Annotated in this window: 12 protein-coding genes; 7 read left to right on the plus strand and 5 right to left on the minus strand. The window is 71.2% G+C overall.

Annotated features, from left to right (window positions below):
- Nucleotides 1-61 precede the first annotated feature (61 nt).
- The 3 genes from murC to ACIF80_RS34045 form a co-directional block, all read right to left on the minus strand.
- On the minus strand, nucleotides 62-1,477 hold the full coding sequence (gene murC / locus ACIF80_RS34035) for a UDP-N-acetylmuramate--L-alanine ligase (RefSeq protein WP_399811944.1): 1,416 nt from the start codon (nucleotides 1,475-1,477) through the stop codon (nucleotides 62-64).
- 101 nt (nucleotides 1,478-1,578) lie between these two features.
- On the minus strand, nucleotides 1,579-2,052 hold the full coding sequence (locus ACIF80_RS34040; RefSeq protein ID WP_399811947.1) for an indole-3-glycerol phosphate synthase: 474 nt from the start codon (nucleotides 2,050-2,052) through the stop codon (nucleotides 1,579-1,581).
- 239 nt (nucleotides 2,053-2,291) lie between these two features.
- Nucleotides 2,292-3,161, minus strand: coding sequence for a pyrimidine reductase family protein (locus tag ACIF80_RS34045; protein WP_399811949.1), 870 nt, complete (start codon nucleotides 3,159-3,161; stop codon nucleotides 2,292-2,294).
- 37 nt (nucleotides 3,162-3,198) lie between these two features.
- On the opposite strand from ACIF80_RS34045, the gene zapE reads away from it, so the two are divergent.
- From zapE to ACIF80_RS34060, 3 genes are all read left to right on the plus strand, one after another.
- Nucleotides 3,199-4,302, plus strand: coding sequence for a cell division protein ZapE (gene zapE / locus ACIF80_RS34050; protein WP_399811952.1), 1,104 nt, complete (start codon nucleotides 3,199-3,201; stop codon nucleotides 4,300-4,302).
- Nucleotides 4,303-4,418: 116 nt separating this feature from the next.
- Entirely contained in the window at nucleotides 4,419-5,426 is a 1,008-nt protein-coding gene (locus tag ACIF80_RS34055) for a slipin family protein (protein ID WP_399811955.1), read from the plus strand.
- A gap of 134 nt (nucleotides 5,427-5,560) precedes the next feature.
- Nucleotides 5,561-6,961: an alkaline phosphatase PhoX gene (locus ACIF80_RS34060; protein ID WP_399811958.1), complete on the plus strand. Its 1,401-nt coding sequence runs from the start codon at nucleotides 5,561-5,563 to the stop codon at nucleotides 6,959-6,961.
- A gap of 58 nt (nucleotides 6,962-7,019) precedes the next feature.
- Here ACIF80_RS34060 and ACIF80_RS34065 read toward each other — a convergent pair whose 3' ends face one another.
- Together ACIF80_RS34065 and ACIF80_RS34070 are read right to left on the minus strand one after the other, a co-directional pair.
- A complete protein-coding gene (locus tag ACIF80_RS34065; protein ID WP_399811959.1) occupies nucleotides 7,020-7,508 on the minus strand; it encodes an SRPBCC domain-containing protein in 489 nt (162 codons plus the stop codon).
- The gene (locus ACIF80_RS34070; RefSeq protein WP_399811961.1) at nucleotides 7,505-7,903 is read right to left on the minus strand and encodes an ArsR/SmtB family transcription factor; all 399 of its coding nucleotides are present in this window, start codon (nucleotides 7,901-7,903) and stop codon (nucleotides 7,505-7,507) included. The genes ACIF80_RS34065 and ACIF80_RS34070 overlap by 4 nt, the downstream gene beginning before the upstream one ends.
- Nucleotides 7,904-8,048: 145 nt before the next feature.
- Between ACIF80_RS34070 and ACIF80_RS34075 the strand changes: the two genes are divergently transcribed.
- The 4 genes from ACIF80_RS34075 (at nucleotide 8,049) to ACIF80_RS34090 (ending at nucleotide 13,168) form a co-directional block, all read left to right on the plus strand.
- On the plus strand, nucleotides 8,049-8,915 hold the full coding sequence (locus ACIF80_RS34075; RefSeq protein ID WP_399811964.1) for a polysaccharide deacetylase family protein: 867 nt from the start codon (nucleotides 8,049-8,051) through the stop codon (nucleotides 8,913-8,915).
- Between the two features lie 359 nt (nucleotides 8,916-9,274).
- On the plus strand, nucleotides 9,275-9,703 hold the full coding sequence (locus tag ACIF80_RS34080) for a VOC family protein (RefSeq protein WP_399811967.1): 429 nt from the start codon (nucleotides 9,275-9,277) through the stop codon (nucleotides 9,701-9,703).
- A gap of 1,206 nt (nucleotides 9,704-10,909) precedes the next feature.
- Nucleotides 10,910-12,394 (plus strand): amidohydrolase family protein, encoded by a 1,485-nt coding sequence (locus ACIF80_RS34085; RefSeq protein ID WP_399811970.1) that lies wholly within the window; start codon nucleotides 10,910-10,912, stop codon nucleotides 12,392-12,394.
- Between the two features lie 3 nt (nucleotides 12,395-12,397).
- On the plus strand, nucleotides 12,398-13,168 hold the full coding sequence (locus ACIF80_RS34090; RefSeq protein ID WP_399811972.1) for a 2,3-dihydro-2,3-dihydroxybenzoate dehydrogenase: 771 nt from the start codon (nucleotides 12,398-12,400) through the stop codon (nucleotides 13,166-13,168).
- Nucleotides 13,169-13,175 lie beyond the last annotated feature (7 nt).

Consider the following 13,175-nt stretch of genomic DNA (forward strand, 5'->3'; position numbering starts at 1 on the left):
CTTCTTGCCGCTTCTCTTACGTCTCCGACGTTCCCGCCTCGACGTTCCTACTTCGACGTTCCTACTTCGACAGACGGTCCAGGATCAGCGGGCCGAGGTCGGTGACGTCGCCCGCTCCCATGGTGAGAACCAGATCACCGGGCTTCGCCATTCCCGCGACGGCCTCCGGGATCTCCGTCCTGTCGTGCACCGGCGTCACGTCCGCGCCGGCCGCCCGCGCCGCGTCGATGATCAGCTCGCTGGTGACGCCGGGGACCGGGTCCTCGCGGGCCGGGTAGATGTCGAGGACGACCGAGGAGTCGGCCAGGGCCAGGGCCTCGCCCATCTCCTTGCCCAGCTCCCGGGTGCGGGAGAAGAGGTGCGGCTGGAAGACGACCAGGATGCGGGCGTCGTCCGCGGCGGCGCGCATCGCCTCCAGGTCGGCGGTCATCTCGGTCGGGTGGTGCGCGTAGGAGTCGATGACCTGGACGCCCGCTGCCTCGCCCTTGAGCTGGAGGCGCCGGTTCACACCGGTGTACGCGGCCAGCGCCGGGGCCAGTTCCGCGGCCGGGATGCCGAGCGCGACGCCCGCGGCGAGCGCGGCCACGGCGTTGTGCGCGTAGTGGCGGCCGGGGACGGACACCGTGAAGGTGAGCGGAGTGCCCTCGAACTCGACGGTCACCTCGCTCTTCAGCCCCTGCGGAACGACCGACGTCACCCGCACGTCGGCGTCCGGCGACTCCCCGTACGTCACCGTCCGCACGGAACCGGCCCCGCCGGCGGAGCCCGCCGCGTCGCGCAGGCGCCGGGTCAGTTCCCGCGCGCCCTCGTGGTCCGACGAGATCACCAGTGTGCCGCCGGGCACGATCCGGGCGACGAACGTCTCGAAGGACTCGTGGATCTCCTCCATGGACGCGTAGTTGGCGTGGTGGTCCAGCTCCACGTTGAGGATGATCGCGACCTCGGGCACGTACTTGTGGAAGCTGCGGTCGGACTCGTCCGCCTCGGCGACGAAGATCTCGCCGTCGCCGTGCAGCGCGTTGGAACCGGGCACGTCCAGGTCGCCGCCGATGGCGTACGACGGCCGGCGGCCCAGCTCGGTCAGGGAGACGGCCAGCATGGAGGTGGTGGTGGTCTTGCCGTGGGTGCCGGCCACCGCGATCGGGCGCAGGCCGTCCATGAGGGCGGCCAGCGCGTCGGAGCGGTGGACCACGGGCACGCCCAGTTCGGCCGCACGGACCAGCTCCGGGTTGTCCTCGCGGATCGCCGACGAGACGACCACACAGCTCGCGTCGTCGGCCAGGTGCCCGGCGGCGTGTCCGATGTGCACGGTGGCACCCAGCGCGCGCAGCGCCTCGGCGGTGGCGGACTCCTTGGCGTCGCTGCCGGCCACCTTGGCGCCGCGCTGCGCGAGGATCTTCGCGATGCCCGACATCCCGGCGCCGCCGATGCCGATGAAGTGCGGTCGGTCCATGGCGGTAGGAAGGCCGGGTGCCATGCGTGTTTCTCCCCAGTGGTGACGAGTGGTGCGAGTCGTACGAGTGGTGCGACCAGCGGGACGAGGGTCCACGCGCCCTCGTGCGAAGGCGCCGCCCCAGCCTATGCCTTGCTGTGCGAGAACAGTTTCAGCACCGGCACCCCCACCTTGTGCCGGGCCCGGGAGGCCCAGTCGCGGTGGAAGAACTCCTCCACGTAGTGCGGATCGGTGAGCACGATCACCTCGTCGGCTCCGGCCTCCTGGACCATCGTTCTCAGCGCGTCCAGCGGGTGGTTCTCGATCAGCCGGCCCTCGGCCACGTGACCGGCGGCACGCAGCGCCTGCAGGGACACCTCCAGGGCCCGCTCGCCCATGGTCTTGGCCTCCTCGCCCTCGGGGGTCTCCCCCTCACGGACGGCGTCGTCGAGCTCGCCGAGGGCCACGTCGTCGATGGCCCGCAGCAGCCGGTCCGCCTGCTCTCCGCGCGGCTGGAGCAGCACCCGGAAGGTGACCCCCTCGTCGCCGTGCAAGGTGGTGACGAAGTCCACGTCGGCGGACGTCAGGGCCTTCTCGATCATCAGTACGCTTGTGAACACCAGGCGCCTCTTCTCCTCGGAGGGCCACGGGCCCTCTTTCCCTGGCCGAGCCAGGCCCTGCGGAAACCATCCTGCCCCGTGTTCGCACGGGCGCTGCCGGATTCAGTCTGCCCGTCGCGACATCAAGCGGAACAGAACATTCCGCCGATTACCGGACCAGCGGTAACCGTCGAACCCGTTTCCGTATATGTCCGGACGCGAAGCTCGGCCACGCCCGGTCCCCTCCGGTCACACCGGCATCAGGACCGCGCGTACCGCGTGAACAGGAAGCCGTCCTCCTCCAGCATCGACTTCAGCGTGAAACGCCGCGGAAGTGTCACAGAGGGCCCCCCGGCGATGCGCTGAGCGTCACCCGCGGTGAGCATCGGGGAGACGGTCAGACAGAGTTCGTCCAGCACCCCGGCCGCCACCAGCTGCCCCAGCAGTCGCGGGCCGCCCTCGGTCAGCAACCGGGTGTACCCCCGCTCCGCGAGGGCCCGCACCGCACGCCCCGGGTCCACACCCGCCCCCTCCCCGGCGGTCACGACCCGGACCCCGGCCGCCTCGGCGGCCGCGACCCGGTCCGGGGGCGCGGCGGAGCCGGTCAGGATCAGGGTGGGCACCAGCGGGGAGGCGAACAGCGGCAGGGAGAAGTCCAGGTCCAGGCGCGCGGACACGACCGCGACCGCCGGCGCCGGCCCCTGCCCGGCCGCCTCCCGCGCCGCCGCGAACTCGGCACGTGCGCGTGCCGGACGGTAGCCCTCCTGCCGAACCGTTTCCGCACCGACGAGCACGACGTCCGCCAGTGCCCGCAGCGTGCCGAAGATCCGCATGTCGGCGGAGCAGGAGATGGGCTGCGAGCGGCCTTCGTGCTGGGCGGCACCGTCGAGCGTGGACACCATGTTGGCCCGCAGCCACGGCTCCCGGCCCTCGCCGGGCCCCGGGCCCGCCCCGGCCTCCGCCTCCGCCGCCGGGTAGGCGTACGCGGCCGCCAGTTCGGCCAGGCTCCACTCCCGGCCGCCCCCGTCCTCGCCTCCACCGCTTCCAGGGCCACCACGGCCGCCTCCGGAGGTACCGGGCCTCCCGCCGGGAGCTGCTGTTTCGTCGGTCACAGGGAACAGGCGTCGCATGACGTGCAGTGTTCCACGCCCCGTAGTATGAGGAAGCGTGTCGTCCTCCTCCCCCGCCTCCCGGCCCGGTGCCGCGGCCGAAGCCGTCCCGCTGTCCCTGTGCGCCCGTGAGCCGCATGTCCCCGCGGACCGGCTCGTCGCCGAGATGGTGCCGCCGCCGCGGTTCGACGCGGTCCGCTTCGGCACGTACATACCGGACCCGAACCAGCCCAGCCAGACCGAGGCCGTGCGTGTCCTCGAAGGCTTCGCGACGGGTCTCGGCGGACCCGGGGCCGGCGGCTCCGGCAAGCGCAGGCTGTTCGGCTTCGGCAAGACGGCGAAGCCCGCCCCGGCCGGCCCCCGCGGCGTCTACCTCGACGGCGGGTACGGCGTCGGCAAGACCCACCTGCTGGCCTCCCTCTGGCACGCCACCCCGGCCGAGCCGGCGCTGAAGGCGTTCGGCACCTTCGTGGAGCTGACCAACCTGGTCGGCGCCCTCGGCTTCCAGCAGACGGTGCGGACCCTCTCCGGCCACCGGCTCCTGTGCATCGACGAGTTCGAGCTGGACGACCCCGGCGACACCGTGCTCGTCTCCACCCTGCTCGGCAAGCTGGTCGAGGCGGGCGTCGCACTCGCCGCCACCTCCAACACACTGCCGGGCAAGCTCGGCGAGGGCCGGTTCGCCTCGGCCGACTTCCTGCGCGAGATCCAGGGCCTGTCGGCCCACTTCCGCGCCCTGCGCATCGACGGCGAGGACTACCGTCACCGCGGCCTGCCGAAGGCGCCGCCGCCGTACACCGACGAACTGGTGTCCAAGACGGCGTACGCCACCGAGGGCGCCTCCCTGGACGGCTTCGCGGACCTGCTGGACCACCTCGCGAAGGTGCACCCCAGCCGGTACGGCGCCCTGACCGACGGACTCGCCGCCGTGTGCCTCACCGGTATCCGGCCGGTACCGGACCAGTCGACGGCGCTGCGTCTCGTCGTCCTCGCCGACCGGCTCTACGACCGCGAGGTGCCCGTCCTCGCCTCGGGGCTGTCGTTCGACCAGCTGTTCAGCGAGGAGATGCTGGAGGGCGGCTACCGGAAGAAGTACTTCCGGGCCATTTCCCGCCTCACCGCCCTGGCCCGCGACGCGGGCCGGCTCACGGAGACCCCGTAGCCGCTTCTTCCCCCACCGGCCGCGCGGCCTCACCCGTGGCCCCGACCGGGGCGGCGGGCATATCGTGACAGAAGTGTCCGTAAACATGTGAAGCAGACCTCTGACGGGAGGTCGTCATGGTCGAGGAACTGCTCACCGCGGCCGTCGCCACCGGTGCCGCGGGCGTCGTCTATCTCTCCGCGGCGGCGCGGGTCGTCAAGCAGTACGAACGCGGGGTGGTCTTCCGCCTCGGCCGGCTGTACGGCGAGGCACGTCAGCCGGGATTCACGGTGATCGTCCCCTTCGTGGACCGGCTGCACAAGGTGAATCTGCAGATCGTCACGATGCCGGTGCCCGCGCAGGAGGGCATCACCCGGGACAACGTGACGGTGCGGGTCGACGCGGTGGTCTACTTCAAGGTCGTGGACGCGGCGGCGGCGCTCGTGAACGTGGAGGACTACCGGTTCGCCGTCTCCCAGATGGCACAGACCTCGCTGCGTTCGATCATCGGCAAGAGCGATCTCGACGACCTGCTGTCCGACCGCGAGAAGCTGAACCAGGGCCTGGAGCTGATGATCGACAGCCCGGCGGTCGGCTGGGGCGTACAGATCGACCGCGTCGAGATCAAGGACGTCTCGCTGCCCGACACCATGAAGCGGTCCATGGCCCGCCAGGCCGAGGCCGACCGCGAGCGCCGCGCCAGGATCATCAACGCCGACGCCGAATTCCAGGCGTCGAAGAAACTCGCCGAGGCGGCCCAGCAGATGGCGGACACGCCCTCGGCGCTGCAACTGCGGCTGCTGCAGACCATCGTGGCCGTGTCCGCCGAGAAGAACTCCACACTGGTCCTGCCCTTCCCCGTCGAACTGCTGCGCTTTCTGGAACGGGCCGCCCAGCCGCCGGCGCAACAGGAACGCGCCCTCGAGGACCCCGGACCGCAGACCGGCCGGGGCGAGGGCCTCGCCGCAACCGTGGACGGGGACAAGGACAGGAACCGGCCCCCGGAAACCGATCGCCCGGTCCCGGACTTCGGCCGTCTGGCCACGGACACGAACACCAACACGGGCCTCGGTACCGGCTCCGGTTCCGGTCCCGCACCGACTCCGGTCCCGGCTCCGGCCCCGCCCGCGACCCCGGACGCGTGACGTGAGACCGCCCACGGGCAGGCGCGGGACACGTGCTCCGCGCGTGGTTCCCGTGACTCACGGCAGGTGATAGACACGGCGGGACCACAGTTCCTGTCCGCCAGCAGGAAGGTTCCTCCATGTCAGAAACAGGCATGCCCGAAACAGGGTCCGACACCGGATTCCTGCCCTCGACACGACGTCAGCTGCTCGCCCGTTCCGGCGCTCTGGGCATCGGGATCGCGTTCTCCGGCGCCCTCTCCGAGCTCTTCACCCCCGCTGCCGCCGCCGCGCAACAGCTCGGCCATCACGACTACGGCCCCCTCGTCCCCGACCCCGACGGGCTGCTCGACCTGCCGAAAGGTTTCCGCTACCAGGTGCTGTCGCGCGAGGGCGACGCACTGCGCTCCGGCGAGGGTCCCGTCCCCTCCAACCATGACGGCATGGCCGCCTTCGCGGGCGGTCAGGGCCGCGTCCATCTGGTCCGCAACCACGAGAACCGCGCCGGCGGCAGAATCCCGGTCCCGGTGGTCAAGGGCCTGACCTACGACCCGGAGGGCAAGGGCGGCTGTACGTCGCTGACCCTGGACTCCCGGGGCCGGGTGCGCTCGGAGCGGGTCGCGATCGCCGGTACGGCCGTCAACTGCGCGGGCGGGCCGACTCCTTGGAACACCTGGCTGACCTGCGAGGAGACCGAGGACAAGGCGGGCACCAACGGCTACACCAAGGACCACGGTTTCATCTTCGAGGTCGACGGCGCCGATCCGCGCCGTACGGGCGCCGTACCGCTGACCGCGATGGGCCGCTTCCAGCACGAGGCGGTCGCGGTCGACCCGAAGCGGGGCGTCGTCTACGAGACGGAGGACGCCTTCGAACGGCCCTTCGGCCTCTTCTACCGGTTCCTGCCGAACAAACCGCTGGGCGGCACCGGCTCGCTGCGCGCCGGCGGCCGGCTCCAGGCGATGCGGGTGCCCGGGGTGCCGGACCTGTCCTCGGTCCAGGAGACGGGCGCCCGGTTCGACGGCATCGAGTGGGTGGACGTACCGGACCCGCTGGCCGCCGGGACGCCCATCCGTTTCCAGGACTTCGGCACCGGCGGCGTCACGCACGCGCAGAAGCTGGAGGGCTGCTACTGGGGCGGCCGGTCGGTGTACTTCGTGTCGTCCTTCGCCCGCAGCGCGGAGGGTTCGGCCGGCGACCACTACGGGCAGATCTGGCGCTACGACCCGGACCGGCGCCGGCTGACGCTGGTGATCGTCTTCGGGCCGGACACCGACGTACAGCTTCCCGGCGAGTCACCGGACAACATCTGCCTCGCCCCCAGCGGCGGCCTGATGGTCTGCGAGGACGGCGGCGGCGCGCAGCACGTCTACGGCGTGACCCGGCGCGGCGAGGTGTACGCGCTGGCCCGCAACCGGCAGAACGTGGGGACACCCGAGGAACCGGAGTGGGGCGAGTTCGCGGGCGTCGCCTTCTCCCCCGACGGCCGGACGATGTACGTCAACTGCTACTCCCCGGGCACGACGTTCGCGGTCACGGGGCCCTGGCGGCGGTGACGGCACGGGGCCGGCCGGGACAGGACGCCCCGGCCGGCCCCGGCGGTCCGTACGCGGCTCAGGCGGCCACCAGCAGGCCGTCCATCTGCCCGATCGACTGCCGCAGCCCCTCGACCATGCCCATCTCGGCCAGCTGCTCCATCTGCTCCCGGGTGTCGAAGACCGAGTGCAGTTCCATCCTGGTCCCGCCCTCGCGCTCGCTGAGGGTCATCCGCACCGAGGTGGTCGGCATCTCGGGGTTCGGTGTGCCGTCCGGGCCGGAGAAGCCGTCGGTGAACTCGAGGGCGGTGGGCGCGGTGACCGTCGCGACCCGCCACCAGCCGCCGAACTTCTCGCCCTCCGGACCGGTCATGAAGTACCTGACCTCTCCGCCCGGGGTGAGGTCGTGCTCCTCCACGGTCGCCGGGTAGGTCGGCGGCCCCCACCAGCGCTCCAGCTGCCGCGGGTCGGCCCACAGCTGCCAGACCCTCTCGACCGGTGCGGTGAAGTCCGCGATCACGGTGAGGGTCAGCCGGTCGAGATCCTTGTCCACGCTCGTGACAGTCATCGGTCCTGTCCTTCCGTCGTTTCCTTGTCGCCGGATCCGGCACCGGTTCCGGCCCCGGTTCCGGCGTCGTCCGCCAGCAGACCGGACATCCGGTCCACCCGCGCCCGCCAGGCCGTCTCCAGCTCGTCGAGGGCCTGCCGGGCCCTGTCCACCGCGTCGGGGTCGGTACGCACGAGCTGCTCCCGGCCGCGGCGCTGCTTGGTGACCAGACCGGCCCGCTCCAACACCGTGACGTGTTTCTGCACCGCGGCGAAGCTCATCGGGTACGCCTCGGCCAGACGTGACACGGACAGCTCACTCCGCACACAGCGGCGGAGTATGTCGCGACGCGTCGCGTCGGCCAGGGCGTGGAACAACCGGTCCACGGTCTCGTCGGTCAATCCATCTACAACCATTTGGTTGTACGTTAGCCCCGCCCGCCCCGCGCCGCAAGCGGAGGGCGGGAAAGTGCCGCACCGGGACTCAGCCGTCCGGGTGGCACCACGGCGCACCCACCGCGAACACGGAGGAATGCCCCAACATCACTCATATCTTCATACAGTGATCACATCGGTACGCCGGGCAGCAGCCGTCTGCGCCCTCACCACCGCGCTCGCCGCCTGCGCCGACCCCCACCCCGCGCAGCGGCCACGTCCCGCCCCCTCCACCACCCCCGCGACACCGGCCCCGCGCCTGCCCACCCTGGCCCCGGGACCGGCGGGCCTGACCCCGGTCTTCGAGAACGCCCCCCGAAACGCCGGGAAGACCGTCGCCCTCACCTTCGACGCCGACATGACCGCCGGCCAGGGCCCGCGTGCGGCGGCGGGCGAACGCTTCGACCACCCCCGGCTGATCGCCACCCTGCGCGCGCTGAAGGTGCCGTCCACCGTGTTCATGACGGGGCGCTGGGCCGAGGAGTATCCGGACCAGGCCCGTTCCATCGGCCGGGACCCGCTCTTCGAGGTCGCCAACCACTCGTACAGCCACTACGCGTTCACGGACGACTGCTACGGCCTGCCGGCCGTCGGCCGGGACCGGATGCGCGCGGACGTGGAACGGGCGTACACCGCCTTCCGCGAGGTGGGGGTGGCACACCCGATGCCGTACTTCCGCTTCCCCGGCGGCTGCTACGACCGCGAGGCGCTGAAGGCACTCGTCCCGGCCGGTGTCACCGCCGTGCAGTGGGACGTGGTCGGCGGGGACGCCTTCGCCACGGACGCCGACGCGGTGGCCCGGCAGGTCCTGGACGGAGTGCGCCCGGGCTCCGTCGTCGTCCTGCACTGCACCCGCAGCGCGGCCCCGGCGACCGAGCGCGCGGTACGGACGGTCGTCCCGGAGCTGCGCCGCCGGGGCTACCGCTTCGTGAAGGTCTCCGACCTGATCGCGACGTCGAACGGACGAGCCTTGGCGGACGGACCGGGAGCCTGAAGAACGCGGGCACGGTCGGTGCCGCGGCCTCCACGGAACTGGACGCAGTCGCCGGGCTGCAGGATGCGGCCCACCGGGAACGTGAACATCCGACTGATCCGAAACCGTTGCCGCTTCGGCTCGTTGACACGCTGTGTGAATGCACTGGCGGGGGATGCCCTGCACTGGTCGCCGTCCGCCCGGAAAGCGTTGCGGCCGCGGGCGGCGACCGTGCTGGTCCGGAGCACTGCCGCGAGGACGGGGCGGCGAGGCTCGTCGTTCCACTCGAAGCGGTGGACGGCTGGTGTGCGAAGTGACACCCGGGCGGTCGGAAGGCTCCGGCTCGGCGCGGAGAGAATCAGCCCAGGAAGGACCGATGCATGGCGAGGACACAGACACTGCGGGGAATGGCGACCGTCACCTTCTTCGCGGACGACATGGACGCGGCGACCGAGTGGTACACCGAGTTCCTCGGGAGGCCTCCCTACTACGAGGTACTCGACGACCGGGGTGAGCCTGGCTACAGGGAGTTCCGGCTGGGGGACCAGGAACAGGAGCTGGGGCTCATTCACACCCGCCACGCCCCCGGCAGCCCGTCGGGTGGTCCCGGAGGAGCCGTGGTGTTCTGGCACGTCGACGACGTGCAGGGAACCCTGGAGAAGCTGATGTCCATGGGGGCCGAGGTGTACGAGCCGCTGACCGAACGCGACGAGGGTTTCGTCACCGCATCCGTGGTCGACCCATTCGGCAACATCCTCGGCATCATGCACAACCCGCACTACCTGGAGATCCTGGAGCGGTCGGCGTGATCCGCGGCCGCCCCCGCTTCGACAACATCACCGCTGCCCCGGAACGGCGCGCGCGTGGCCGGTCGACCGCGCCAGGGGGGTCACCGCAGCCGGCCCGGTGACCATCACCACACCCTTTCCCGACGGACAGCCCCTGCGCACCCACCGGTAGATACGCGGCGACCACGGCGCGCTCGACACGACGGACCACGACCGGCACGAGGCCATCGCGAAAAGGGATCGCTGTCGATGACAGTGCCTCCCCGGGCACGCCGTCGCCGGATTGCTCGGCGGCCAGGCTGGGCGGGCCAGGCCCCGGGAAGCACGGGACCTGGCCCGTCTCCTGGGCACCGCCTGCTTCGGCGTGATCACCTCCCTGCCGGACGGCCGCCCCGGAGACGTGCCCGGCCTCGAGCGAGGATGCGTGAGCCACAAGCCGAGACGGTCCTCTCGGCCCGGCCGGCGCACATCGACGACACCCTCCCACGCGGCCTTCAGCGATTCATCGACCGAGGCGACCGGGAGTGCCGGGCGCGAGGCCGCAGCAACGGCGTTCCACCGAAGGACTCGGCACCTCGATGACCCGCTGCCGGGCCGGTCACGCCGTGGCATACGGCCTCTGCGGCGCAGCCGCACGAGGCCCGCCGGCATGCCGCGTCCTACGGTCCGCAGCCGTGGTCCCCACCGCACGGCGTTCACCTTCCGGAACGCGGACGCCGTGCCTCATCGGCGGCCGCCGCCTCCACCACGATCAGCCACGGCTCCGCCACGGGCACTTCGGTGACCGGCTTCATGCCCGGTCGCACGCGCCCACCGCGGCAGCGGTTCTCCGATCGCGGCACCCTCCCGACCGAGCACCCCCGGGACATGGCGAGGACGGATGCTCCGGTTCCTGCGTCTCACACCCGCTTCGGCGTCGGTTGCGGCAAGGGCCGCCCTCGCCCGGACCGCACGGCCGGCACGGGGCTTCGCGTTCCGAAAAGATCCCCTTATCACTTTCCCATGGCCTCTCCGGAGTTACCTGCGTAACTTTTTCACCGGAAGCTTCGCGCCCTCGTTCTGCTGGAGAACCGAGAAGGAAAGCCTAATGAGAAGCTTTACCACCGAGCTCTCACCCGATGCTCTCAACCAGTCAACCTCATACACAGGTAGACCTCTACGGAGGTCATCGGACAACGCGCCGACAGCGGCCTCCGCCCCGGCCACCGCACTCGGAGGGACCGCGCCGTGACGGCGCTACTGATCCGGCACGGATACCTCTATCCGGCCGACGACCGCGCACAGGTGATCCCCGACGGTGCCGTTCTCATCGAGGACGGGCGGATCTCCGCCGCCGGACCGACAGCCGAGATCGAGGCCGGACTGACGTCCCGACAGCGGAATGGCCTGCGGACGATCGAGGCGAGCGGGAAGCTGGTCCTGCCCGGCTTCGTCAACCCCCACTGGCACGAAATGTTCGCCACGCGGTTCCCGTTCAAGGGGGCGCTGCGGCCTCCGGCCGACCGCGGCGACAAGCCCGCTTTCATGGCTCTGGGCGGCGACATCCAGGGCATCTCAACGGCCTTCGACGCGTTCCGCGAGCAAATCGACCTGCTGACCCCGGACGAGGCGCTCGCCATCGCCCGCTACTCGATGTGGACCCAGCTGCGATCGGGAGTGACCACGCTCGGGGACGTCGGCTCCTTCAACCACCCCCGGGCCATGGCCCGGGCCGCCCACGACCTCGGCATGCGCTGTGTGGTCAGCGCCTGGGTCTGCGACGCGGTGTGCGCCCACGGCGAGACGCGGTTCCGCCGCACCCGTGACACCGACACGGAACTGCTGCGCGTCGAATCCGTCCTCCAGGAGTTCGGCGGGGACCGGGACGGCCTGGTACGAGCTCGGCCGACCGCTGTCTACGGCACCAACATGACCGACGAGCTCGGAGCGGGCCTCGCCGAACTCTGCAACCAGTACGGCGTGCCGTTCGCCACCCATGTCGGCGCACTGCGCAACGAGGTGGAGGTGATGCGCGCCTACTACGGCACCACCCCCGTCCGCCGGTTCGCGGAACTCGGCCTGCTGTCCGAACGTTTCATGGCGATCCACTGTGCTTTCGCCGACGACGAGGAGCGCAAGCTCCTCATCGGTGCGAACACGCACATCAACCACTCGCCCGCGAAGTACGGACCGGCCGGCGAATCCTCACTCACCGAGACCCGCGCCATGCCGGAGTTCAGACGCGCCGGCGTGGACGTGTCGCTGTCCACCGATGGCGGACCGATGCCCGTCGGCGGGATGGCCGAGGCCATGCGGATCGTCTGGCAGCTCTACAACGAGATGTACGCCGACCCGACCGAGGTTCTCCCCACCGATGCCTTGGCCATGGCCACCAGGCTTCCGGCCCGCGGTCTGGACTGGGCCGACGAGATCGGCAGCATCGAGCCCGGCAAGCAGGCGGACCTCCTGCTGATTCCGGCCACCGACTGGCGCTACCTGCTCAACCCCCGTCCCCTGGAGGGCTTCCTGGCCCTGGGCGGCTCAATGGATGTGGACACCGTGCTGGTCGCCGGCCGGGTGGTCCTGGAGGGGGGCCGGTCCACGGGCCTGGACGAGGACCGGCTCGAGGCCGACTACCTGGAGGCGCTCGGAGCTTTCTCGGTGCGCTGCCTCGGCGTGGATCCCGATCTCGTCGCCGCACGCATCCGGCGATCCGCGAACTCGGAGGGATGACACATGACCGGCAAGACAGCCATGGTGACCGGCGCGGCCGGAGGCATCGGGACCGCGGTGGTGCGCGCCCTGCTCGCCGAGGGAGCCACGGTCGCCGCCGTCGACTCCAACACCGAGGCGCTGGCCCCGGTGGTCAAGGACCTGCGGGAGGCCGGCCACCGGGTCAGCGGCTACCGGGCCGATGTGTGCTCCAGCGCCGAAGTGGACGCGGTGGTGGACCGGATCGAGAGTGAACTGGGGCCGATCGACCACCTCGTCAACGCCGCCGGCGTGCTGCGCACGGGAGAGGTCGTCTCCCTGAGCGACGACGACTGGAACGCCGTGTTCGCGGTCAACACCACCGGCGTGTTCCATGTCAGCAGGACCGTGGCCGCCCGCATGATCCCGCGCCGGTCCGGCGCCATCGTGACCGTGGCCTCGAACGCGGCACGTACCCCGCGCTGGAGCATGGCCGCCTACGGCGCCTCCAAAGCAGCGGCCGTCAGCTTCACCAAGACACTCGGGCTGGAACTGGCCCGGCACGGCATCCGCTGCAACATCGTCGCCCCCGGGTCCACCGACACACCCATGCTGACGTCCCTGTGGGCCGACGGCGACGCGCGACGGGCGTCCATCGAAGGCGTCCTGGAGAACTTCCGGCTCGGCATCCCGACGGGGCGCCTCGCCCAGCCCGAGGACGTCGCGTCGGCGGTGCTGTTCCTGCTCTCCGACCGTGCCTCCCACATCACCCTGCACGACCTCACGGTCGACGGCGGTGCCGCGCTGGGCGCGTGAACTCCCG

The sequence above is a fragment of the Streptomyces sp. NPDC085927 genome, assembly GCF_044540975.1.
In the GTDB taxonomy this organism is placed as follows: Bacteria; Actinomycetota; Actinomycetes; order Streptomycetales; family Streptomycetaceae; genus Streptomyces; species Streptomyces hirsutus.